Here is a 24435-nt window from a genome sequence, read left to right on the forward strand (position 1 = left end):
GGCCGGTGGTCCGGCAGGGTGGGGAGGCCCTGCCCCTAGTAGATCGAGACCCCGTAGGCCGACAGCCACTCCACGACCGGCTGGTAGTAGGTGACGCCTCCCGTCGTGCAGTTTCCGCTGCCGCCGATGATGAGGCCCAGCGCGAGGCTGCCGGAGAAGGCGGGGCCGCCCATGTCGCCGGGCTCGGCGCAGATGTTGGAGCGGAACAGCCCGCTGACCGAGCCTTCCGGGAAGTTGACCGTGACGTTCACGGCGGTGACGGTGCCGCAGCGGTATCCGGTCGTCCGGCCGACGTGGCAGACGCTCTGGCCCACGGTCGGGTTGGCGGCGGCGGTGATGTCCCGTGTCTGGCCGGTGGAGCCGAGCGAGACCTCTCCGGCGAAGACCACCAAGGAATTCGAGTAGCGGATGAGCGCGTAGTCGTTGCCGGGGAAACTCGAACCCGCGGTGGTGCCGACGAAGACGGTCCGGGCCGCGTCGGCGTACCAGCGGCTGGCGCCCTGGACGCAGTGCCCCGCCATCATCCCGAAGTAGGCCGTCGAGTTACGGGCGTTGAAGCCGACGACGCAGCGTGTCCCGATGTCGCTGTAGAGGGTGTCGCCGCCGCGTACCACGGTGGCCTGGACGGCGGTGCGGCTGCCGGTGTCCGTGCCGCCCGGCTCCTGCGCGTACGCGGCGGGCCCGGCGGCACCGAACCAGCCGAGCAGCAGGGCCAGTACGGCGACGGCCGAGGCGGCTGTGCGCAGCCTCGCGCGGGACGTCGCACGCGAGGGTCTTCCGGCGCGGTGCGGATTCATGTTCCCTCCCCGTATGCCATGTCAGGGCATGGCATGCCATGTGCCTGTCATTGTGGGGGTGCCGGGGAGGGGGCGTCAGTACGGAAAGCGCCAATCGGCGGGCTGCGGTCCCGGGGCTCTGGGATCCCGGAGTCCCAGGACCTTGAGGGCGTCACTCGGAGCGGGGCGCGGCCTCGATGAGGCAGAAGGTGTTGGGCCGGGGCAGCGGGGTGATGGTGGGGGCGGTGAAGCCGGTCCGCAGGCACAGATCGGTGAAGTCCCGCGCTGTGCGTTCCCTGCCGCCGAGGTTGACGAGCATGTTGAGGTCGCTGAGGTAGCTGAGCGCCGTGCCCGGGTCCGTGGTGTCGGGCAGGACCGGTTCGACGAGGAGGAGGCGGCCGTGTTCGGGCAGGACGCCGCGCACATGGCGCAGGATGGTGGCGCACTGCTCGTCGTTCCAGTCGTGGAGGACGCTCTTCAGGAGGTACAGGTCGCCGCCCTCGGGCGCGGAGGCGAAGAAGTCGCCGGTCACGGCGGTGAACCGGTCGGCCACCCCGGCGGCCTCCATGGTGGCGGCTGCCTGGGCGAGGCCCTGGGCCGAGTCGTAGACGACGCCCTTCGTCGCGGGCCAGCGCCGCAGCACGGCCGCGAGGAGGGTGCCGTCGCCACCGCCCACGTCCACCACGGTGGAGAAGGCACCGAAGTCGTAGTGGTCGGGCAGCACGGCGGCGGTGGCCCGGGTGCCCTCGCTCATGGCCGCGTTGAACTGCCGGGAGAGCTCGGGATGCTGCTCCAGGTAGCCGAAGAAACTGGTGCCGAAGGTGTCATCGAAGGCGGGCTCACCGCTGCGGACGCACTGGGCGAGCCGCTCGAAGGAACGGACCATCAGCGGTTCGGTGAAGACCTGCGCGAGGGTGGCGAAGGAGCCCGGGGTTTGTGGGTGCAGCAGTTTCCCGCGCGGGGTGAGGGCGAAGACGCCGGGCCGAGGTTCGGTTGCCAGGCCCAGGCCCGTCATCGCGCGGAGCAGGCGGAGCAGCGCGCCGGGATCGGCGGCGCAGTCGGCGGCCACGTCGGCGGCCTCGCGTTCCCCGTCGCCGAGGTGTTCGGCCACCTTGAGCCGTGCGGCGGCGCCGAGGGTCTGGGCCGCCACCGTCCCGAAGACCATCTGCATCAGGGCCGCTCGTTCGGCGCCTTCGGGGGGCTGCCCCGTCGTGGTGCCCTGCCCGTGGCTGTCGCTGTCGCTGCTGCCGTGGCTGTTTGTGTCCGTCGCGGTCATGTCGCCCCCTGTTGTCCCGCACGTTTTCGCTGGATGCGCCCCTGGTGTGCTGACGTGCCGCCAGGGGCCGGGTTCACGGTAACTTAGGTAAGCCTAAGGTGGCGAGTGGTGGGGGTGTTCTCGGCGACGGAGCGGGCTGCCCCGGGCGGACGGTGCCGCACCGCGCGGACGCGACCACGTGCGCGGACACGCACGGTGCGGGCGTGGTGCGACACCGCCTCGGCATGACGGGGGCGTCGTCACTCCTTGAGCCCCGCGGTGCCGGACGGCTCGTCCAGCACCGCCGAAGTGGACACGGGTGTACCGAAGTTGGGGGTGCCGTCGGCGTTCCAGTTCACCTTCTGGGCGCGGGTGGTGCGGGTGCCGCTGCAACCGTCGGACGACTTGGAGTTGGCGTGGTAGGCCATCCAGACCTCCTTCCCGTCGGGCGAGGGGAAGAAGAAGTTGTGGCCCGGGCCGTAGACACCGTTGGCGTCGCTGCGCTGGAAGACGGGGCTGGAGAACTTGCGCCAGGAACCCGCGGCCAGGGGGTCGGAGCCCGTGAGTTCCATCAGCCCCAGCTTGTAGTCGGGTGTGTCGCAGTGGGAGGCCGAGTAGGTGAGGAAGGTCCGGCCGCCGTGCTGGAGGATCACCGGGCCCTCGTTGACGCTGCCTCCCGACTTCTCCCAGGAGTGGGTGGGGGTGGCGATGCGTGCGGCGCTGCCGGTCGGGGTCCACGGGTTGCTCATCCTGACCGCGTACAGGTTCTGCGTGCCGCCCTCCCAGAAGGAGTAGAGCATGTAGAGGCGGCCGTCGGGCAGCGTCAGATAGCTGCTGTCGATCATCCACCGGTTGTCGCCGTACGGATCGACCTGCCCCTTGTACGTGTACGGGCCGAGCGGGTTGTTCCCGGCGCTCTCCAGCACGTGGACATGCTGGTGGTCGATGTCCGCGGACACGCCCGCGCTGTACGTCAGATACCAGCGCAGCCCGTTGGGCCCGTTCAGCCGGTGCAGCTCCGGTGCCCAGAAGTTGCAGCAGCGGGAGGCCGCGGTCTCGCGGTAGATGGTGGTGGGGGCGGCGGTCTTCAGGCCACCCAGGGTGGTGGCCCTGCGCATCTCCCAGTGCGAGGCCCAGGTGGTGCCGAGGTGGTAGTAGTAACCGGCGTACCGGATGACGGTGGGATCCGCGCCGTTCTGCGACACGACGGGGTTCGTGAACGTCCCGGCGGCGGCCGTGGAACGTGCGGCCACCGCCGCGCCTGCGGCGTCGCTCGGGGGAGCGCCGGGGGCCGCCTCGGTGGCGGTGCCCGAGGGGGCCGCGACGGTGAGGACGAGCAGGGCGGCCACGAGCAACTGCACGGCTCTGAGGGCGGCTCTGAGGGCGAGGCGGCGTGGTAACAGGGCGTGGCTACGGGTCATGACGCGGCTCCTATGTCCGGTATTTCGAACGCTCCCCGTCATTTCGAACAGTGTCGCCCGAACGTAGAGCCACCGCACGCCACCGTCAACCCTTCTGGTGCGTGCCGGGGAGTCAGTCGGCCAGGCCGCCCGCGAACGGCATCGTCCGCCACTGGTCGACGGCCGGGTTCAGGTACTCCAGCAACGAGGGCATCTGCGGCGCGAGCGCGAGGGCGCAGAGGGCACGTAGCATCCCCACCGCGTTCACGAAGGCCAGGACGTCCTCGTTCAGCGGCCGCATACCGTTGCGTCGCGCACCGCGGTTGTAGGCGGATTCGAGGTCGGGCCCCAGAGAGGCCAGGTCCCACTCGACGGGGCCCAGCGTGACCAGCTCGAAGTCGGCGTACAGGTTCCCGTCCACCCCGTGGAAGATGTTCGCGGGCGGGGAGTCACCGTGGACGGGCTGGAGATCGATGCCCGGGAACCTCTCCTCGAAGGCCGTGCGGGAGCGCACGAGGGGTTCCAGGACCTGCCACTCGCGGTGTGCGCGGTCCAGGTCGGCAGGGGCGAGGAGGTCGGGGCGCGCCTCCAGCAGCGCGAAACTCTCCGTCACGAAGTGCGGCTCGGCGGCGGACAGGAACGACAGCGGGCCGGGGTACGCGCGCATCGCGGCGTGCAGGTCGGCGACGATCTCGGCGTTCGCGACGTAGTCGGGCTCCTTGTCCCGGTCCTCCTCGACGAACTGCCAGAACGTGAGCGAAAACCCGTCGCGCTGAACGGGCTCACGCGGCACGAGAGGGCTGGGCGGGATCACAGGGGTTCCCTGGCCGGCGAGCCACTGCGTCACGTCCAGTTCCGCCTGCTGACGGTGCGTCAGAGCGCCGAGGTCCGTTGAGTGCGGCAGGACGGTGGGGATCCGGGCGACGACAGGCGAGGGTGCCAGGTGGACGACGACCGAGAACAGGTCGTGGAGCACCTTGGCACCGCTCACGTCGAGTCCGAGATCACGCCCAGCGCCGACAGCCGCGCCGAGGGCGGCTGAGGTGCGCTGGGCGAGCTGCTGAGGTGTCGCGAAATCGGGCATGGGCCCGATCTTTCCACGTCGCGGAACGGGCCCGCGAGCGCAATTCGGTGCGCCACCTGGTGCGGTCCCTGGAGCGGTGCTCAGCCGCTCAGCGTGCCCCCGCCGCGCTCACACCGCACCGCGTCACTCACCACCGCACCGCGTCACCCACCACCGCACCGCGTCACCCACCCCGCACCGTGTCGACGAACGCCGCCGGATCCCGGGGCAGATCGTCGCCGCGCCACGCCACATGACCGTCCGGACGGACCAGCACGAAGGACCGTTCGTAGAGCTTGGCGACCTCCCCGTCACCCCCGTGACGCACCGTCAGCGGCACGCCCCGCTCCGCGAACGCGCGCTCCAGGCCCGCGAGTCCGTCGTGCTCCGCGAAGCGCAGCAGGACGAAGCCGTGTCCGAACAGGTCGAGCGTGGAGGTGGCGGCGTCCCACCAGGCGTGCGCGGCGCGGTAGCCCGGCTCGCTGCCGGGGCGCCAGTGCGCGTCGGGCCTGCCGTCGCGAACCGGCACGTCGGGGTCCTCGATGATGGCGGGGGAGCGGTAGCGCAGTCCGAAATGGATCTCCGGCGCGTCGAACTCGCGTCGCGCGCCGCTGCTCTCCAGCCGCTCCGCCATCTCCGCGCGGGCCCGCTCGCCCTCCGGCCCGTCGAGATGGATCTCGGGCGGCACCTGCCTGCGCAGGGTGCGTTGCAGATTGAGGTTGGCCTCCTCCAGGCTCTCCACGGCGATCGGCCTGCGCTCGGTCTCGTAGGTGTCGAGCAGCCCCTGCCCGGCCCAGCCGTCCAGCGTGGCGGCGAGCTTCCAGCCCAGGTCGGCGGCGTCGGCGATGCCGGTGTTCAGCCCGAAACCGCCGGAGGGCGACAGGGTGTGCGCGGCGTCGCCGACGAGGAAGACGTTCCCCGCCCGGTACCGGTCCGCGACGCGGTGCGTCAGATGCCACTCACCGTCGCTCAGCAGCTCCACGGGGGTGTCGACGGCGAGGGCTTCGCGGATCAGCGACAGCGCGTCGGCATGGCGGGTGGTGTCGGCGGTGCCTTCGGCACCGGGGGAGTCGGAGGTGTCGTCGTCCACGCCCACGACCAGGTTGAACAGGTCGCTGCCGTTCAGCGCGCGCAGGGGGAAGCGGAGGGTGGAGGACAGCATGAGGAAGTGGACGAGCGCCGCGCGGTCGCCGAGTTGTTCCCGCAGCTCGGGGGCGCGGAAGAGGATGTTGCGGAAGATCTGCGTGCGGTGCCGTGCGGGCGCCTCGATGCCGCAGGACCGGCGGATGGGGGAGGAGGCGCCGTCGCTCGCGACCAGGAACCGCGCCCGGACGGTGCGGGTCTCGCCGGTGGCGTGGTCGGTGAGGATGGCGTCGACGTGCTCGTCGGCCCGCACCACACGGTCGACGGTGGTACGGAGCCGTAGCGGACCGTCGGGGTGGACACCGACGGCCCGCGTCAGCACCGGGTTCAGCCAGTGGGCCGGGCAGATCTGGTCGGGCTCGGGGGTGTGCGCGAAGACCGGGCGGTTCCCGGCCGTCCCACGGCGGTACCGGTAGACCTCGTGGCCGCCGACCCGGGTGACCCAGGCGACGTCGAGAGGGTGCTCCGACGGCCATCCCGCGTCGCGGACGGCGTCCGCGACACCCCAGCGGCGGAACAGTTCCATCGAGCGCGGACCGATGGTGCTCACCTTGGGGTGCCGGACGGTGCCGTCTCCCGCGTCGGCCACCACGCAGTCGATCCCGCGGTACGTCAGGTCCAGCGCCAGCGCCATCCCGACCGGGCCGCCGCCCGCGATCAGCACATCGGTCCGCTCACCGGAATGCGTCATCTCGTCCTGCCTTTCTTCGGGGGCGGTTCGGACTTAGGTGCCGGCCGCGTGCCTGCAGCGGTGGGTGTGCCGCCGGGAGGGCACACGGGGGCCCTCCCGGCGTGGCGTGTCAGCGACGCGTCACGGGCGTTCCGCGATGGCCAGGAGGCAGCCGAAGTCGTCGACACCGGCCAGATCGGAGGGCCGGAAGGAGTCGTCGGCGAAGTCGAAGTTGCCCTCGTTCATGGCGGCGGGACGCTCCTCGACGGCCGCCAGTTTCGCCAGCTCGTCGGCGAGGCGCAGCGTGGTCTGCTCCGTGACGTCGAGGATGCCGCGCAGCCGCAGGCCCGAGCGGTGGAGCAGTGCGACGTAGTCGTCGATGTCCGCCGTGGTGGACATCAGATCGCGGCAGAACTTGTCGATGCCCACGTGCCGCACCTCCTTGCGCGGGTGGCGCTCGAACACGTCGGTCAGTACGAGCCGGCCGCCGGGCACGAGCACCCGTGCCACCTCGCTGAGCACCTGCTGCCTGTCCGGCATGTGGCAGAGCGACTCCAGGGCCATCACCGCGTCGAACGACGCGTCCGCGAAGGACAGCTTCATCGCGTCGCCGTGCTCGAACACCGCGCGGTCGGCGACCCCGGCCTCGGCCGCCAGCCGGTTGGCGGTCCTGATCTGCTCCTCGCTGATGCTGATGCCGGTGACCCGCGCACCGGTGTGCGTCACGACCCGCAGGCCGGGGCCGCCCACACCGCAGCCCAGATCGAGGACGTGCGACGTCTCGTCCACCTTCATGCGCTCGATGAACACATCGGTGAGCCGGTCCATCGCCTCCTCGATCGTTGCCTCGGAGTCAGGTGTGTCCCAGTAGCCGATGTGCACGTTGGTGTTGAAGGAGCCGTCCTTCATCGCGCTCAGCGTGAGCTGGTCGTACAGCTTGCCGACGGCTTCCGGCTCGGGCAGGGTCTGGGCGGTGTCGGTCATGGCAGCGGCCTTTCGGTCGACGGGTGCGGGAGGTGCGGGGTGGTACGCGACGGGGCGACAGGGGGCGACGGAGCGGGGTACGGGACCGTCAGGCTTCCGCGGGCACTGTCGTCGCCGCGGTGTCCGGGGCCAGGGCCCGCTCGATCTCCTGGCACCGGGCGTAGTCGGGCAGCAGCCCCTGCCGGTGCGCCTCGGCGAAGGTGACCGCCGCACGGTCCCGCTCGGAGAGGACTGGTTCGGTGTCCACGGTCACGGGCAGCCCGAGGGCCGGATCGAGGACGGACAGGGACAGCTCGTTCGCGGGTACATAGCTCTCGGAGAGCATGTAGGACATGACGGTGTCGTCCTCCAGCGCCACGAACGCGTGGCCCACCCCCACGGGGAGGTAGGTGGCACGGTGATCCCGCTGGTCCATCAGCACCGAGTCCCACCGCCCGAACGTGGGCGAACCGACCCTGATGTCGACCACGATGTCCAGGGCACTGCCCCGCGCGCAGTAGACGTACTTCGCGGTGCCGGGCGGCGTCACGGTGTAGTGGATTCCCCGCACCACGCCGCGCCGGGACATGCTGTGGTTGGTCTGCGCGACGTGGAAGAGCGGGGCGCCGTGCGCCTCGGTGAACGCCTCCTCCTGGAACGGCGAGATGAACAGCCCCCGTTCGTCGGGGAAGACGCGGGGCGTGAACTGGAGCGCCCCCTCGACGGCGAGTGCGTGTGCCTGCATATGTGCTCCCGTGGCTCGGTGGGCGGCGCGGTGAACGGCTCGGCGGGACAGCGGAGTTGACGTGGTGTCACAACGGGGTGTCACAGGGTGTCCAGCACCTCGCGGACCGCGTGGATGACCTTGTCCTGGACGTCGGGGGAGAGCGAGGGGTACATCGGCAGGGAGAAGATCTCCCCGGCCAGCGCCTCGGTGACCGGCAGCGAGCCCTCGGGGCAACCGAGGTGGGCGAACCCGGTCATGGTGTGCACCGGCCACGGATAGCTGATGTTCAGGTGGATGTCGTAGGCCCTGAGCCGCTCGATGATGTCGTCGCGCCGGGGGTGCCGCACCACGTACACGTAGTACACGTGCTCATTGCCGGGCACGGTGCGCGGAAGTCCGAGGCCGGTGTCTCCGAGACCGTCGGCGTAGCGCCGCGCGACGGCCCTGCGGTCCGCGATGTAGGTGTCGAGCCGCCGCAGCTTGCGGCGCAGGATCTCGGCCTGGACCTCGTCGAGACGGCTGTTGTGGGCAGGGGTTTCCAGGGTGTAGTAGCGGTCCTCCATGCCGTAGTACCGCAGCCGCCGCAGGCGCCGCGCCACGGTGTCGTCCGAGGTGAGCGTCGCGCCGCCGTCGCCGTACGCGCCGAGGACCTTGGTCGGGTAGAAGGAGAAGGCCGCCGCGTCGCCGGTCGTGCCCGCGAGGGTGCCGCCCTGCCGCGCACCGTGTGCCTGGGCGCAGTCCTCCAGGATCGCCAGCCCGTGCCGGTCGGCCAGCTCCCTCAAGGGGGCCATGTCCACGCACTGCCCGTACAGGTGCACCGGGAGGAGGCACCGTGTGCGCTCGGTGATCGCCGCCGCGACCTGGGAGGTGTCCATGAGGAAGTCGTCCTCGCGGACATCGACGAAGACGGGGGTGGCCCCCGTGGAGTCGATGGCCACCACCGTCGGCGCGGCGGTGTTCGACACCGTGATCACCTCGTCGCCGGGACCGACCCCCAGCGCCTGGAGACCGAGCTTGACGGCGTTCGTCCCGTTGTCGACGCCGACGCAGTGTCCGGCGCCGTGGTAGGCGGCGAATTCCGTCTCGAAGCCGCGCACGCTCTCGCCGAGCACGAGCTGCCCCGACCGGAAGACCGTCTCCACGGCGTCGAGAAGGTCCGCACGTTCGGCCTCGTACTCCGTCAGGTAGTCCCATACACGCGTGGTCATGCGTCAGTCAGCCTTTCCTCGGACTGCGGCGAACAGGGGACAGGCGAACTGGTGGACAGCCGTGTTCCGGCCGGGCGCCGCCTGCGGTGGGTGTGTGCCGTGAGCTGCGGTGCCGGTGCCGGTGTCCGGTGCCGGTGACCGGGGCGGGGTATGTGTGCGGTCACCGGACGCTCGCCTCCTCCGCCTGCTGCTGCCGGGCCAGCGCGGCGACGGTGCGGCGCACCCCCTCGGAGAGCGGGATCCGCGGGTGCCAGCCGGTGGCCGCGCGGAACAGGGAGGAGTCGATGGTCACGCTGCGGAAGTCCGTCCCGGGCGCGTGCGAGGGCGGTGCCACGGATTCCACGGCGACCGGGGGCCGCCCGGTGTGCGCCGACATGGCACGGGCGATGAGCCGGAAGACCTCGCCCAGCTCGTCGCCACGGCCCGCGCCGATCAGCCAGTGGCCGCCCACCAGGGGGTCGGGGTGGTCGAGCGCGGCCGTGAACGCTGCCGCGACATCCTCGGCATGGACCAGATCGCGCCGCACCGTGCCGTCGTGCCACATGGTGAGGGGCTCGCCCGCGAGCGCCCGTCGCGCCATGGCGGACACGACACCCCGGTCGTCGGCGCCGGGCACCGCGCTCTCACCGAACACGGTGGGCAGCCGCAGGCTGACGCCGCGCACCGAGCCCTCGGCCGTGGCCTTCTTGAGTATCTGTTCCGCCGTCAGTTTCTGCTGGTCGTAGGCGGTTCCGGGGTGGTCGGGCTCGCTGCCGTCGAGCGGTTCACGGGGCGGCACCCCGACCTGCGAGGCGGCGCCGCCGTACACCACCAGCGGGGGTGCCGCGCCGGGTGCCGCGTCGCCGGGACCGGGGCCGGGGCGCAGCACGTCGACGAGGTCCCGCATCACCCCCACGTTCACCCGCTCGGCGCCGGGATCGTTCTCGGCGGCGCGCCAGCCGCCGTCCGCGAGGAGCAGGTGCACCACCACGTCGGACCCCGCGACCGCCTCGGCGAGCGCCGAACGGTCGGTGAGATCGGCCGTGACGACGCTGGTCTCGGCGGGGCCCGGCGGGGGTGTGCTCGGCCTGCGCGCCACGGCACGCAGGCGGACGGGGCGGCGCGCCAGCGCGCGGGTCACGGCCGAACCCACGAAGCCCGAGGCGCCCAGCACGGTGATCAGCGGTGCGGGGGCCGCGGAGGAGGTCGCGGATGGGGCCGCGGAGTTCGCGGGGGTCGCGGAGGTGGACGACGGTGTGCGCTGCATGTCACATCCCTTCTCGGGTCCGGGCCGCCACGGCGTTGAGGCAGGCCAGGAGGGTGCGGGCCTCGACGTTGAGGTAGTGCCCGTGCCGGGTGAGGGCCCGCAGTTGCGCCGGGGTGGCCCAGGCGTAGTCGGGCGGCGGGTCGAGGGGGACCACGGAAGGGTCCGCCTCGACGGCGAGGTAGCGGCTCCTGGCGTTCAGGAAGCGGCCACCCTCCTCGGAGTGGACGGCCTGGTAGCGGATGCGCGACGCGGGCGCTTCGAGCACCGCGTCGAGGAAGGGCGGCCGGTCAGCGGCCGGGAGGTGGGCGTAGTTGCCCGGTGTGCACTGGACCGTCGGGCCCAGCTCGACCGTGTCCAGGAAGCCGCCCTCGGCACGCGCGTGCACCAGCACGTGCGGCACCCCGCCGATCTCGCGCACGAGGAACGCCGAGACCCCCATGCCGACGGGCTCGATCAACGGCTGTGTCCAGCCCACCACTTCGCGGTTGCCGGCGCGTACGGAGACGGCGGCGACCTTGAAGTAGCGGCCGTCCTCGTGCTCGATCGTCTCCACACCGTGCTTCCAGCCGCGCACGGAGGCGAGCGGTATGCGACGGACCCGCACATCGTGCCGGGTCCGCTCGCCCGTGAACCACGACAGGAGCTGGGCGTCGCTCAGCAGCGCACCGGGTGTGGTGTCCGGATACGGCACACACGACAGCACGGTCCTGGCGTTCATGTTGACCATGTCGTCCTCGTGCAGCAGCCGCGCGATCTGCCCGAGAGTGAGCCAGCGGAAGTCGTCCAGCTCGGGCACCTCGTCCACGGTCTCGACGAGCATGTTGCGGTTGGACTTGTGGAAGAACCACGACCCCTGCTCCGACTGGAGCACGTCGACCAGGACACGCTCCGGATCGGGCCGCACGAAGTGGTCCAGGAGCTTGACGTCCATGCCCCGGTGGGCCCTGGTGTAGTTGCTGCGCGTGGCCTGCACGGTAGGGGAGAGCTGGAGCAGATTGTGGTTGCCCGGCTCCATCTTGGCCTGCATCAGAAAGTGCAGCACCCCGTCCAGCTCCTTGGCCAGGATGCCGAGGATGCCCACCTCCGGCTGCCTGATGACGGGCTGTTCCCACTCCCGGTAGGGGCCGTCGCCGTAGGGCCCGTCGTGCTCCACCACGTGCATGCCCTCGACGGTGAAGAACCGCCCGCTGCGGTGTACGAGGTTGCCGGTGCCGTGCTCGAACTCCCACGCGTCCAGCTCCGCGAACGGTATGCGGTCGACCTGGAAGACATGGGCGCGGCGGCGCTCGGCGAGCCAGGCGCGGACGTCCTCGGTCCGCAGGTGCGCACCTCGGGTGGTCGCGGCGGACAGGGCGATACGGTCGGCCTGCTCGCGGTCCTCGCGCGCACGCAACGTGGTCATGGCGGGGGCGGACACGGGGGCGAGGGCGGTGGCGGCGGGCGGTGGGCCCAGGCAAGACGACATCGGGGACTCCCTGTCTGCGGGGTGGCGGAGCGGAGGCGGTGTGCGCCCGGCCGTCGGAGCGACGGGCAAGCACGCTCGTCGGGTCAGGGCCGCCGCGCGGTGATCAGGACGTAGCCCGCGTGCGGGTGCTTACCGAAGGTCTCCATCAGGCCGGCCGCCGTGGTGAGGTGCTGTGCCGCCTCGGCGTCGAGGGAAGCGGCGAGCCCCCGGAAGGCGGCCGAGGCGTGCCCGAAACTGGCGCGGACGCGCTCGCCGATGTCCGTCAGCTCCAGCAGCTCCCAGCCCGCTTCCGCCAGGCGTGCGCGGTGCTCGTCGGGCGTGTTGATCCCGGCGATCTCGTACACGTCCAGCATCCCGTCCAGCACGTCCTTGTCGGCACCGGTGAAGGGTTCGCGCTGGCACAGATCCGCGACGACGAGACGGCCGCCGGGCCGCACGACGCGGCGGACCTCCGCCAGTGCCGCGCCCTGGTCGGGCATGTGCAGCAGCGATTCGATGGCGAAGGCGCCGTCGAAGGAACCGTCGTCGAAGGGGAGAGCCATGGCGTCGGCGAGCCGGAAGGAGACCCGGCCGCGCGCTTCGGAGCCCTCCGCCTCCTTCTCCGCCTGGGCGAGCTGCTGCTGGCTGACGGTGATGCCGGTGACGCCGACACCGTGCGCACTCGCGATGCGCAGGGCGGGGAGGCCGTTGCCGCAGCCCACGTCGAGCAGCCGCCGGCCGGGACCGAGGGCGAGACGGTCGGCGACGAGGTCGGTGAGGCGGTCGGTGGCCTCCGTCATCGGGACCTCGTGATCGTCCTCCTCCCAGTAGCCCACGTGGATGTTGCCGCCCAGGGCGTTCGAGGCGCCCGCGTCGGCGAACACGTCGTACGTGTGGCCGACGGAGTCGGGGGTGGCGTCGGGCTGGTGTGTCATGGGTGCCTTCTCTTCGTGCGGCGTCGGTGACGGGGAAGGTGAAGGTGCCGGTGTCGGTGTCGCTGCTGCCGGTGAGAGTGCCGGTGTGGGTGTGCCGCCGTCGCTCGCGGGCGGCCGGACGGGCCGGGGGGCACCGGAGAGGCCGAGCACCAGGCGGGACGGTCCGTGGAAGACCATGTCGTCGGGGTACTCGACCCGCTGGACGCCGTGGCCCAGCCCGGGGAGGCCGTCCAGCAGCGTGCCGAGGCCGATCTCCGCCTCGGCACGGGCCAGCGTCGCGCCGAGGCAGTAGTGGATGCCGAGTCCGAAGCTCAGGTGCCGGTCGGCGGGACGGCGCACGTCGAGCACGTCGGGGTGCGGGAAGCGCGCGGGGTCCCGGTTCGCCGAGCCCAGCAGGGCGACCACGCGGCTGCCGCGCGGCACGTCCAGGCCACCGAGGCGGGTGTCCTCGTACGCCCAGCGCGTCACCGCCTGCACGGGCGGGTCGTAGCGCAGCAGTTCCTCGACGGCTCCCGGTATCAGCCCGGGAGCGTCGCGCAGCGTGGCGAGGACGCGGGGGTGTGCGCGCAGCGTCAGCACGGCCTTCGACAGGAAGTGGGTGGTGGTCTCGTGTCCGGCGGTCAGCAGATGGACGCAGGTGCCCACGATCGCCTCCACGCTCAGCGGTGCGCCGCCGTCGCGGGCGCGGACGAGGAGGGTGAGCAGGTCGTCGCGGTCCTCCCCTTGGCGTCGGCGTATCTCATCGCGGAAGTAGCGGTCGAACTCCCGGGCAGCCGCCTCGGCCCGCGCGTAGCTGTCCGTGCCCTCGCGCGACCGGGTGCTGCTCGCACCCTGGAGGGCCACCGCGTTGGCGCGGAGCCACCCTTGGTGCTCCTCGGGGACGCCGAGCAGCTCGGAGATGACGAGCACGGGGAACGGCGCCGCGAAGCCCTCCACGAAATCGGCCTCCCCCTTTCCGGCCCCTCCGGCCTTTCCGGCCATCTCGCCCAGCCGGGCCAGGAGCCCGTGCGCGAGGTCCGCGATGCGGGGACGCAGACCGGTCACGACGTTGGGGGAGAACTCCGCACCGAGCAGGGAGCGCAGCTCGGTGTGGCGTGGCGGGTCCAGGAACACCAGCCAGTTCTCGACGACGGCCCGCAGGGTCGCGTACGCGGCGGGAACCGGCCCGGATGCCGTCCCGGACGCCGCTCCGGTGTCGCCCGACGCCGCCCGCGCGTTCCGGCCGAAGCGCCGGTCCGTGAGCACTCGGACGACCTCGTCGTAGGAGAAGACATAGAAGGTGCCGGTGCCGGGGCCGCTCCCCGCCTCCGGCGCCACGTGGTGTACCGGTGCCGCCTCGCGGTAGCGCCGGTACACCGGGTAGGGGTGGGCGATGTCCTTACGGTCCCAGCCCTTGAGGTCGAACCGCGGCAGCGTCGCGGATGACATGCGGTCTCCTTCGGTCGGCGGTGTGTCGGCGCGGGGTGTGTCGGCGCGGCTCCAGGCACGTGGCCCAAGAGCACTTCAGGGGCTCTACGGGCGCGGTGGCCGGAAGTGGTCGGCCCAGAACGCGCACATCTCGCCCACGCGCGCGGGCACCAGGGGGTGTTTGCCGCACGCCGCCGCGAGGTGATCCAGGCGCAGCGCGATGCCGCGCCGTGCCACGTCGGGGCGGGAGACGGGTGCGGGCTGCTCGGTGAGCTCGAACGAAGGGCCCGCGGTCATGCCCCGGCGCCCCGACGGCATCGTCACCAGCAGTTCCGCCAGCGGACGCATCAGACCCGTCATCATGTCGATGGCCCCGTTCATCAGGTCGGACCGTCGCAGGCTCCCGTCAGGGCGCTCGCCGAAGTGCTGCACCATGAGCTGGAGCGCCATGAAGTAGGCGCGGTTGAACAGCTCCATGACCGAGCGTGCTTCCTCGTCGGTGACCGTCTCCATGGCCGGGTTGCCCTGCCCGAGGGTCGGGTTCCGCACGACGGGGTAGGCCGGGCTCCACCGTTCGGCACCGGCGCTGTGGTGTGCGTCCGGGGTGCCGCGCAGCAGCTCGGAGATCCGCAGGAACGCGGCGTAGTGCGACTCCTCGGCCACACCGGGCTCCCCCTCGGAGTACGGGCCGAGCACCCCGCCCTCCCCCTGCTCGGTGATGACGTCGATCGCGAACAGCGCGCTGGCCAGGTCGTCCACCTCCAACTGGTAGTCGGGGTGGTGCCGGTTGACCGACTCGCGCAGGAAGAGGTGGTGCTCACCGCCGCCCCTGCCCTTCTCCACCAGGAACAGGTCCGGGACGCTGTGCAGGCCCTCCCTGATGTCCGCGTACAGCTCGCTCAGCGAGCCGTACGGGTGCCGGTCGTCGCGGGTCGCGGGGGCCGCCGCCGCGTCGCCGCGCCGCACCTCGCCGACCAGGCCCTCCGGCCGCTCGATCCGCGTGAACCGCTCCACGCTGCCGGGCCCCAGCCCCTCCAGGGAGAAGTCCAGCGGCACCGGTAACTCCTGGTTCAGGGTGCCGAAGTCGACGCGGGGCACATGGAACGGCTCGCCCAGCGCGGTGAGGATGTTGTTGACGAGGAGGAAGTGGACCATCTCCTCGCGGGCGATGTTCAGCAGCATGCCGCGAATGCCCTCGTCCCGCGTCTCCCCGCCGTCGCCGCAGGCGAGCCGGAGCTGCTCGGGCGTCCATATGCCCCGTCGCACATACTGCGCACCGGCGCCGTGGGCGGGCACGGAGTAGGCCGCGTAGAGGTACTGGAGCATGACGGCCAGCTCGATCGCCGCCGCGTCGCGCAGCACCGCGACGAGCCTGCCGCGGGTGGTGATCCGACTCCTCGGGAGGGATGCCGCGGGCTCGGTGAGAAGGACCGCGTCCGGCACCTGCTGGGCGCGCAGGAACGTCCGCAGGAGCTGTGCCTTCGGCTCGGACAGGTCCCGCGTCGGCGGCATGTAGTACGTCTTCGCCTTGTTGCGCGGGTCGCACATCTGCCAGATCAGCTTCGCGTACGTCTCCACCTTGCACCGGTCGGCCAGGCTGAAGACCTCCGCCTTCATGAAGGAGTACAGGTGCTCGTAGAACGCGAACACCTCCGCGTAGACGAGGTCGAAGGTCGCCTCGTCCCCGCCGGTCCCGGCCAGCCGCCAGTCGTCGGGGAGCACCCGCACCGACAGGTACCCGGCGCCGGGCCAGTAGCCGAGCGTGTCGCCGAGGTCGTGGCCGAGCGCTGCGGAGCCGGGGAGGTCCACGTCGCACGGCAGGTCACCGTCGTCCGCCGACAGCAGCACACGTGCCGTACCGGCCGAGGCGCCGCGCAGGGTGAACCACCCCAGGCCGGCGGCGTCCGTCTCCAGGGCGCAGGTGCTCGACCACGCACCGGAGCCGTCCCTTCGGCCCGCGCGCACCCGCACGATGTCCACGTCCGAGCAGCGTGCCTCGGGGTCGCGCGCGGCCGGGTCGCACGGCAGGGCCCGGGGGTTGAAGAACTGCCGCACGCCGATCCCGCCGACGGCGGCAGGTCGGCCGCGTACGTAGGAGCGCACGAGCACTTCGACGTCGTGCTCCGCGTCGTCCGGGCCGCGAGGGTGCTCCAGGAAGAGACACGCGTCGTCGGCCTGGACATTGACCTCCTTCTCGCGCAGCCGCGTCACCGTGCCGCCAGGCCCTGTGCTCACCAGGCACAGTGCCTCCCCGGCAGCGGCCTCGGCGGGCAGCTCGCCCGGCACCGTGACCAGACCGCCCGCCAGGCCGTACGCGTCGCCGAGGTACGCCTGGCGGGGTATCCGGGCCACGAGCAAGTCGCTGTCCGCCGTGCGGAGTTCGAGGTCACCGACATCCACGGGCGCGGGGAGCCCGGCCCCGGCCGCCGCACCATGTTCCGGCAGGGCTGTGACCATGTTGAGGGTGACGTGCTCGTCCGTCAGCTCGACGCAGAGGTTGTGCAGTCGGCCCGCTTCCCGCCCGCCCGCCTCCCGCCCGCCCGCTTCCCGCCCGGACGCGCCGCGCTCCGGGACGAGCAGCCGCCCCGCCGGGTACGTGCGCGGCTCGTGCGGGTACCAGGGCGCCACCGTGCCGCGCAACCGCCACCTGCCCGGCAGGTCGGGTGCCTGCGGCGCCGCCAGGTGGCTGAGGGCGAACTGCACCACCAGGCCGCCGCTCTCCCCGGAGGCCACCGTGGCACGCAGCCGCCGCACGGCCGGGGACACCTCCGCCTCGTCGAGCCAGGTCAGCTCCTCCTCGGTCACGACGAACTGGTGGACCACGGACCGGCGCAGCCGCCCCGCCAGCCAGTGCCCCTCGTCCGCCGCGTGGGGCGCGTGCCCCGCGTTGTGCCACCTCGGAGGGGAGAAGCCGTGGACGTTCCCGGTGGCCATGTACCCCACGTCGTGGGAACGTCCCGCGCGCCCGAAGCAGAACTGACCCACCATCAGCGTCGTGGTCCACTCGGAGGACGGGTCGACGTCGAAGACCCGCGCCCGGTTGACCGTCGTGGCGAGGTACTCGTTGTAGTGCCCCCACATGTCCACACCGCGGCCGACCAGCGGATCGGCGGTGTCGACGTCCCCCGCGCGCTCCTCGACGCCGATGATCCGCGCGTCGATCGCGAAGTGCCCGTTGCCCGCGAAGTCCTCGCCCTTGACCGCGCTGAAGGCCCCGTCGGGCGCCGCGCTGCCCGTGCTGTCGTACCTCGGCCCCAGCCGGTCGAGGTGGTCGTGGTACTCGCCGGGCGGGCGGTGCGCGGGGAAGGGCCGCCCGTCCTCGGTGAGCGCCGTGTTCGTCGCGAGGTCGACGAGGCCGCTGCGCGCGCCCGTGGGCAGGTGTGTCGTCGCCGTTCCGCCGAAGTGCAGACGGGGCACGTCGAATACGCTCACGACGGCTCCTGCGAGCGGCACGTCCGGCTGGCGGCGAACACACGGCTCGACCGTGGCTCGTACCACTCGATCTCGTGCGCGGCGTCGATCGCCGACTCGATCGCGCCCTCGATCCACGCGGGCTTCGACGAGCAGTGCTCACCGGCGAAGAAGAGCCCCTTCTGCGGCCGGGCCGCCTCCCGCCGCTCCGCCTCGCGCAGCGCTGCCTCCTGGCCCCAGCGGACCGTGGCCGCGCCCCACGACCACCGGCGCGCGCCCCAGGCCCGGCCCGCCACGCCCAGGACCATGCCGGGGCGCCGTAACTCGGGGTGCATGACGCTCAGTTCCCTGGCGACGACCGCGTTCCGTTCCGCCTCGCCGAGCTTGGCGAGCGCGTCGGCGTCAGGGCCGATGGTGTAGCTCGCGAGCAGCACAGCGCCGAGTGCCGGATCGCCGTCGGCGGGCGGGTAGTAGGTCTGCCGCACATGTCCGCCGGTGAAGGAGGCACCCCCGCTGATCCCGTCCTTCTCCCAGAACGCCTCGCGGCAGTGGAAGGCGATCTTCGTCGCCGGCCAGTACTTCGTCTGGTGGACGATGTCCAGCTTCTCCTGGTCGAAGCCGGTCAGCCGCATCGTCCTGAGCACCGTGAACGGGATGGTGCACACCACGTAGTCGCAGGTCCTGGTGACGGTTCTCAGGCCCTGGCGGATGCGCAGGACCACTCCGTCGTCCCGGACGTCGACACCCACCACCTCCTGGCCGGTCGAGATCGGCCCCCGGATGCGCGCGGCGAGCTGCCGGGGGAGCGCGTCCATACCGTCGTGCAGCCGCACGATGGTGGAGCTGGTCTCGTCGAGCACGTCGTCGAGGAAGCGTTCGAGGCGGGGCGGGCAGAAGGAGCGCACCTGGGGGTGGTCGGCGAAGAACGCGTGCAGGTCGATCCTGTTCTTCGCGCTGCCGTGCCGGTACGGCGTCAGGTCGAAGTGGTCGATGAGGTTGAGGAGTTCGACGCCTATGTCGTCGTGCAGCCCGTCGTAGAACTGCCGGGGTGCGATGGCCCGTATGCTCGCGTCCAGCCAGGCACCGAACAGCAGGGTGTCGTCCTGGTAGTTCCGGTCCGGCAGCCTCGCGGCGAACTCGGCGACAAGGGTTTCGTGCGCGTCGCGCACCCGGAGGTACCCGGAGGAGGTGGGGAGGTAGGCGGCCTCGTCGGAGAACAGCGTCCGGAACTCGCGCACTTGTTTCTGGAGGCCGAGTTCGGCGATGTAGTGCATGGTCAGCCGGTGCCCGGCGGGGATGCGCATCGCGCCCAGCTCGGCGAGCGGACCGGTCCGGCCGCCGCCGGGGAAGCGGTGGGTGTGGATGCGTCCGCCGATCTCGTGGCTGCCCTCGATGACCTGGACGTCGTGTCCGAGGCGCTCCAGTTCGTACGCCGCCACCAGACCGGCGATACCGGCGCCGATGACGGTGACCTTTTTCGGGCCACCGATGGCGCCGTCCGGCCCGTCCATCTCCTTCAGGGGTGCCGTCACAGGTTCTTCCTCCAGTACGCGATGTCCAAGGCCGGATGCATGTCCTGGATGAACGCCAGCGCCGTTCCCGGTCCCGGAAAGGGCGTTGCCGGGGATTGCTGTCGGCAATTGTTTGCGTCGCGCGGCACCGTTCGTATCCCCCAGCGGACCCGCGCACGGGCGGGATGACCGACGGTTCGGGCACCCGATCGGTGCGGCACGGCGGCGCCACCCCACGCGAACGCGCGGGGTTTTGGCCGCGCCGCACCGTACGGCCCTGAGTGGGGCAATGCTGACGTGCGTCACCGGAGGGCCGGGCGGTGAGTGCCCGGACACACCCGACGGGTGCCCGGACGGACCCGGCGAGCACCCGGGCCCGCGCGGCGAGAGTGGCCAAGAGGGGCCGGAGAGCGACCGAGAGCGGCCGAGAAACGGTGACACGTGACTCCGACGGAGGCGACGTTGACGCGAGTGTTGATCGCTACCACCCCGGCACCGGGACACATCGTCAGCATGGTCGAGGTCGCCCGCGCACTGACCCGGCGCGGGCACGAGGTGCGGTGGTACACGGGGCGGGCCTTCCGGGACCGGGTGGAGCGCACCGGCGCACACTTCGAGCCCATGAGCGCCCGGCTCGACTACGGCGGCAAGAGCCGCGAGGAGGCGTTTCCCGGCCACGCCGGGCTGACCGGGCTCGCCAGCTTCACCACCGGCATCCGGGACATCTTCTACCGCACGGCGCCGGGCCAGATGAAGGACCTGCTGGCGGTGCTCGAACGCTTCCCCGCCGACTGCCTGCTCTCCGACGACATGTGCTACGGCGCGTGCTTCGCCAGCGAGCACACGGGGATACCGCTGGCCTGGCTGAACAACTCCGTCTACATCCTCGGCAGCAGGGACACAGCGCCGCTCGGGCGGGGCCTGCCGCCGCGTTCGTCGCCGCTGGGGCGGGTACGCAACGCGCTGCTGCGACGGCTCGGGGACCACGTGATGATGCGCGGCCTGCGCCGGGAGGCCGACAGCACACGTGCCCTGGTGAACCTGCCCCGCCTCGACACGGGCGCCATGGAGAACATCGCGCGCCCGCCGTCCCTCTATCTGATGGGCACCGTGCCCTCCTTCGAGTTCCCGCGCAGCGACCTGCTCCCGGGAACCCACTTCGTGGGCGGCCTCCACGGGCCGCCCCCGGACGACTTCGACCCGCCCGGCTGGTGGGAGGAACTGCACGACGGACGCCCCGTGGTGCTGCTCACCCAGGGCACCACGGCCAACGACGTCGACTGGCTCCTCGTCCCCGCCGTCCGGGCGCTGGCGGACCAGGACGTCCTCGTCGTGGTCACCACCGGGAGCGGCCTCGACGTCCACCGGATACGGCCACTGCCGGACAACGTGCGGCTGGAGCGGTTCGTCCCCTACCCGCACCTGCTGCCGCACGTCGACGTGATGGTGACCAACGGCGGCTACAACGGCGTCAACGCGGCCCTCGCCCACGGTGTGCCCCTGGTCGTCGCACCGCGCTCGGAGGAGAACCCCGATGTGGCGGCGCGGGTCAAGTGGGCCGGGGCCGGTGTCGTCCTGCGGGGGCGTGCCGTGTCGGAGACCGGCCTGCGCGACGCGGTGACCACCGTGCTCGGCGACCCACGCTACCGGCGCCGGGCACACGCGCTGTCCGTCGAACACCAGACCCGCGACGCCCCCAGAAGGGCCGCCGAACTGATCGAGTCCATGGCCGGTTATCAGGGCCAGATCCCCACCGGAGGTGTCACACGGTGAACGTCACCACGAAGACCGGCGAGCAGAACGCGCAGACCGACGCGCAGAACAAGCAGGAGACGGAGGACACTCAGGCCGGTCTGAAGAACCCGCCGGAGACGGCCATGCCCGTGGACCCGGGCCCCTTCGACTGCATGCCGGAACTGCTGGCCGCCGCGCGCGTCGCGCCCGTCGTCCGCATCCCCTACCTGGGCCAGCACGCCTGGGTCGTGTGCGACCCGGAGCTGGTGAAGGAGGCGCTCACCCACCCCCGGCTCGCCAAGGACATCACCCTCGTCCCCGACTTCATGCGCCGCCCCGGCCTGATGGTGGGCTCGCAGCCGCCCCCCGAGTACGCCCGCGCCATGATCATGAGCGACGGCGAGGACCACGCGCGCATCCGCCGGGTGCACGCCCCGGTGCTGAGCCCCCGCAACACCGAGAGGTGGGGCGAGCGGGTCGCCGTCAAGGTCGAGGGCTTCCTGGACGAGCTGGAGCGCTCACGGTCCGGAGAGGCCGCCGAGGTCAACGTGGTCACGGACTACACCCACAAGGTCCCGCTGGCGTTCATCTCGGAGATGCTCGGCCTGCCACTGGAGGCGGAACGGCGGCTGCGCGGCATCACCGACGTCATGCTCTACTCCTCCGACTACCCGGCACGCACCGAGGCCGTCGGGGCGCTGTTCGGCGCCGTCGAAGGCTGGGTGCGCGACCCGGCACCGCTGCGCGACGGGGTGATCACGGGCTTCCTGGAGGCCGCCGAAGGGCCGGACGCGGTGACCGAGGGCGAGGCCGTCGTCTGGACCGTCGGGATGATCATCACGGGTTACGAGACGACCGGGAGCCTGATCTCCGCCTCGCTGTACGAGGCGCTGCGGCGGCCGGCCGACGAACGCCCGCGCACCGACGAGGACATCAAGGCGTGGGTCGAGGAGGCACTGCGGGTGCACCCGCCGTTCCCGCACCCGACCTGGCGCTTCGCCCTGGAGGACATCGACCTCGGCGGCTACCTCATCCCCAAGGGCTCCCCGGTCCAGGTCAGCATCGCGGCGGCCAACCGCGAGCCGGACGAGGACGCCGACAGCTTCGCCGCCGAACGTCGGGGACACGGACACCTCACCTTCGGGCTCGGCATGCACTACTGCATCGGCGCCTCACTGGTCCGCCTGGAGGCGCAGATCGCGGTGGGCAGCTTCCTGCGCCGCTTCCCGCGGGCGCGGCTGAGCGACAGCACCGCCGTCGAGTGGGAGTCGGAGTGGATGATCCGCCGGATGAGCGTCCTGCCCGCCGTGCTCGCGTGAAGGCCGTCCTCGGATACGGATACGGAGTGGGAGTGGGAGTGGGGGAGACGATGGCACGTACCGTCGAGACCGTCGCGACCGGTGAGACCGACGCACCGGTGGCCGCGAGCCGCCCTTGCCCCGCCGCGGCGAAGGGACGCCGATGAAGGCGCTCGTGCTCGCCGGAGGGTCCGGGTCCCGGCTGCGGCCGATCACCCACACCTCCGCGAAGCAGCTCGTGCCCGTCGCCAACAAACCGGTCCTCTTCTACGGCCTCGAATCGATCGCCGAGGCGGGCATCCGCGAGGTCGGCATCGTCGTCGGCGAGACGGCCGCCGAGATCGAGACCGCCGTCGGCGACGGCTCGCGGTTCGGCCTGGACGTCACCTACCTCCCGCAGGAGGCACCACTGGGCCTGGCCCACGCCGTGCGTATCGCCAGGGACTACCTCGGCGACGACGACTTCGTGATGTACCTCGGCGACAACTTCATCGTCGGCGGCATCAGCGCGCTCGTGCGCCGGTTCCGCAGGAACCGCCCGGACGCGCAGATCATGCTGACGAGGGTGTCCGACCCGCGCGCCTTCGGCGTCGTCGAGCTGGACGCGCGCGGCCGGGTGACAGGACTGGAGGAGAAACCGGAGCACCCCAAGAGCGACCTCGCACTCGTCGGCGTCTACCTGTTCACGGCCCGTGTGCACGACGCCGTGTGCCGGATCAAACCCTCGTGGCGCGGCGAGCTGGAGATCACCGACGCGATCCAGGAACTGATCGACACGGGCTGCCGCGTGGACTCCACCCTCGTGTCCGGCTACTGGAAGGACACCGGCAACGTCGCCGACATGCTGGAGGTCAACCGCCTGGTCCTGGACGGTGTCGAGGCCGACTGCTCCGGTGAGGTCCGCTCCAGCGAGCTGATCGGCCGGGTGGTCATCGAGAAGGGGGCGACCGTCACCGGGTCGCGGATCGTGGGCCCCGCGGTCGTCGCGGCCGGTTCGCGGATCCGCGACTCCTACGTAGGCCCGTTCACCTCGATCGACGGCGACTGCGCGGTCGTCGACAGCGAGGTCGAGTACTCCATCGTGCTGCGCGGCGCCTCCATCGTCGGGGTGCGGCGCGTCGAGCGCTCGCTGATCGGCCGCGAGGTCGAGGTGACCTCCACCCCGCGCATCCTGCGCGCCCACCGACTCGTCCTCGGCGACCACAGCAAGGTGCAGGTCGGCTCATGAGGATCCTCGTGACCGGCGGCGCCGGATTCATCGGCTCGCACTTCGTGCGCTCCTTCGCCGACGAGGACGAGCTGACCGTCCTCGACAAGCTGACGTACGCGGGCAACCCGGCCAACCTGGAACCCGTCGAGCACCGGCTCACCTTCGTGCAGGGCGACATCTGCGACGCCGGACTGCTCGGCAAGGTGCTCCCGGACCATGACGTCGTCGTCAACTTCGCCGCCGAGACACACGTCGACCGGTCGATAGCCGGCGCTGACGCGTTCGTCCGCAGCAACGTGCTGGGCGTGCAGACCCTCATGCGGGCATGCCTCGAAGCGGGCACCCCGAGAGTCGTCCACGTCTCCACCGACGAGGTGTACGGCAGCATCGGCACCGGCTCCTGGGACGAGAGCGCCCCGCTCGCCCCGAACTCCCCCTACGCGGCGGCCAAGGCGGGCGGCGACCTGATCGCGCTCGCCTACGCACGCACACACGGACTGCCGGTCAGCATCACCCGCTGCGGCAACAACTACGGCCCCTACCAGTACCCGGAGAAGGTCGTCCCGCTGTTCGTCACCAACCTGCTCGACGGAGGGGAGGTGCCGCTGTACGGCGACGGCGGCAACGTGCGCGACTGGATACACGTCGACGACCACTGCCGGGCCGTCCGGCTCGTCGCCGAGCGCGGCGCGCCGGGCGAGGTCTACCACGTCGCCGGAACCACCGAGCTGACCAACCTGGAACTGACGGCCCGGCTGCTCGACGCGCTCGGCGCCGACTGGGGGCGCGTCACCCGTGTGCCCGACCGCAAGGGCCACGACCGCCGCTACTCCCTGGCCGACGGCAAACTGCGGGCACTCGGCTACGCGCCGCGTGTCCCCTTCGAGCGGGGCCTGGCGGAGACCGTCGCGTGGTACGCCGCCAACCGCCCGTGGTGGGAGCCGCTGAAGGAGCGCGCGGCATGAGCGGCCGGAGGACTATGCCCGGAGCCGCAGCACCATGCCCTGAGCGGGAGCACCATGCCCTGAACCGGA

Annotated in this window: 17 protein-coding genes; 4 read left to right on the top strand and 13 right to left on the bottom strand. The window is 71.7% G+C overall.

The annotated features are described in order from the left end of the window. Positions 1–35: 35 nt before the first annotated feature. The 13 genes from ACYVOO_RS20890 to ACYVOO_RS20950 all read right to left on the bottom strand — a co-directional run bounded on the left by ACYVOO_RS20890 (position 36) and on the right by ACYVOO_RS20950 (position 19180). Complete coding sequence (locus tag ACYVOO_RS20890) at positions 36–797, bottom strand: S1 family peptidase (protein ID WP_461017171.1); 762 nt, start codon at positions 795–797, stop codon at positions 36–38. A 151-nt stretch (positions 798–948) separates the two neighbouring features. Next, complete coding sequence (locus tag ACYVOO_RS20895; protein ID WP_461017172.1) at positions 949–2052, bottom strand: methyltransferase; 1104 nt, start codon at positions 2050–2052, stop codon at positions 949–951. Positions 2053–2291: 239 nt separating this feature from the next. Then, positions 2292–3452, bottom strand: a complete 1161-nt coding sequence (locus tag ACYVOO_RS20900; RefSeq protein WP_461017173.1) for a glycoside hydrolase family 43 protein — start codon at positions 3450–3452, stop codon at positions 2292–2294. Between the two features lie 112 nt (positions 3453–3564). After that, on the bottom strand, positions 3565–4515 hold the full coding sequence (locus ACYVOO_RS20905; RefSeq protein WP_461017174.1) for a phosphotransferase: 951 nt from the start codon (positions 4513–4515) through the stop codon (positions 3565–3567). A gap of 163 nt (positions 4516–4678) precedes the next feature. Next, a complete protein-coding gene (locus tag ACYVOO_RS20910) occupies positions 4679–6328 on the bottom strand; it encodes an FAD-dependent monooxygenase (protein WP_461017175.1) in 1650 nt (549 codons plus the stop codon). Positions 6329–6448: 120 nt separating this feature from the next. After that, positions 6449–7291 carry an SAM-dependent methyltransferase gene (locus ACYVOO_RS20915; protein ID WP_461017176.1) on the bottom strand — a complete coding sequence of 281 codons (843 nt, stop codon included), beginning with the start codon at positions 7289–7291 and terminating at the stop codon, positions 6449–6451. 88 nt (positions 7292–7379) lie between these two features. Further along, a complete protein-coding gene (locus ACYVOO_RS20920; RefSeq protein ID WP_461017177.1) occupies positions 7380–8015 on the bottom strand; it encodes a dTDP-4-dehydrorhamnose 3,5-epimerase family protein in 636 nt (211 codons plus the stop codon). An 80-nt stretch (positions 8016–8095) separates the two neighbouring features. Then, positions 8096–9205: a DegT/DnrJ/EryC1/StrS family aminotransferase gene (locus ACYVOO_RS20925; protein WP_461017178.1), complete on the bottom strand. Its 1110-nt coding sequence runs from the start codon at positions 9203–9205 to the stop codon at positions 8096–8098. Positions 9206–9365: 160 nt separating this feature from the next. Further along, the gene (locus ACYVOO_RS20930) at positions 9366–10451 is read right to left on the bottom strand and encodes an NAD-dependent epimerase/dehydratase (protein WP_461017179.1); all 1086 of its coding nucleotides are present in this window, start codon (positions 10449–10451) and stop codon (positions 9366–9368) included. 1 nt (position 10452) lies between these two features. After that, positions 10453–11916 (bottom strand): NDP-hexose 2,3-dehydratase family protein, encoded by a 1464-nt coding sequence (locus tag ACYVOO_RS20935; RefSeq protein ID WP_461017180.1) that lies wholly within the window; start codon positions 11914–11916, stop codon positions 10453–10455. 83 nt (positions 11917–11999) lie between these two features. Then, entirely contained in the window at positions 12000–14258 is a 2259-nt protein-coding gene (locus ACYVOO_RS20940) for a cytochrome P450 (protein WP_461017181.1), read from the bottom strand. 84 nt (positions 14259–14342) lie between these two features. Next, the gene (locus ACYVOO_RS20945) at positions 14343–17669 is read right to left on the bottom strand and encodes a ferritin-like domain-containing protein (protein WP_461017182.1); all 3327 of its coding nucleotides are present in this window, start codon (positions 17667–17669) and stop codon (positions 14343–14345) included. Next, the gene (locus ACYVOO_RS20950) at positions 17666–19180 is read right to left on the bottom strand and encodes a flavin monoamine oxidase family protein (RefSeq protein WP_461017183.1); all 1515 of its coding nucleotides are present in this window, start codon (positions 19178–19180) and stop codon (positions 17666–17668) included. Before ACYVOO_RS20950 ends, ACYVOO_RS20945 begins: the two co-directional genes overlap by 4 nt. Before the next feature lie 450 nt (positions 19181–19630). Here ACYVOO_RS20950 and ACYVOO_RS20955 point away from each other — a divergent pair, with 450 nt between their 5' ends. The 4 genes from ACYVOO_RS20955 to rfbB all read left to right on the top strand — a co-directional run bounded on the left by ACYVOO_RS20955 (position 19631) and on the right by rfbB (position 24366). Beyond that, positions 19631–20932 carry a glycosyltransferase gene (locus tag ACYVOO_RS20955; protein ID WP_461017184.1) on the top strand — a complete coding sequence of 434 codons (1302 nt, stop codon included), beginning with the start codon at positions 19631–19633 and terminating at the stop codon, positions 20930–20932. Further along, entirely contained in the window at positions 20929–22212 is a 1284-nt protein-coding gene (locus ACYVOO_RS20960; protein ID WP_461017185.1) for a cytochrome P450, read from the top strand. Before ACYVOO_RS20955 ends, ACYVOO_RS20960 begins: the two co-directional genes overlap by 4 nt. 142 nt (positions 22213–22354) lie before the next feature. Further along, positions 22355–23419, top strand: coding sequence for a glucose-1-phosphate thymidylyltransferase (locus ACYVOO_RS20965; RefSeq protein WP_453344033.1), 1065 nt, complete (start codon positions 22355–22357; stop codon positions 23417–23419). Further along, on the top strand, positions 23416–24366 hold the full coding sequence (gene rfbB, locus ACYVOO_RS20970) for a dTDP-glucose 4,6-dehydratase (RefSeq protein ID WP_461017186.1): 951 nt from the start codon (positions 23416–23418) through the stop codon (positions 24364–24366). Before ACYVOO_RS20965 ends, rfbB begins: the two co-directional genes overlap by 4 nt. Positions 24367–24435: the final 69 nt, after the last annotated feature.

Source organism: Streptomyces daliensis (genome assembly GCF_054782395.1).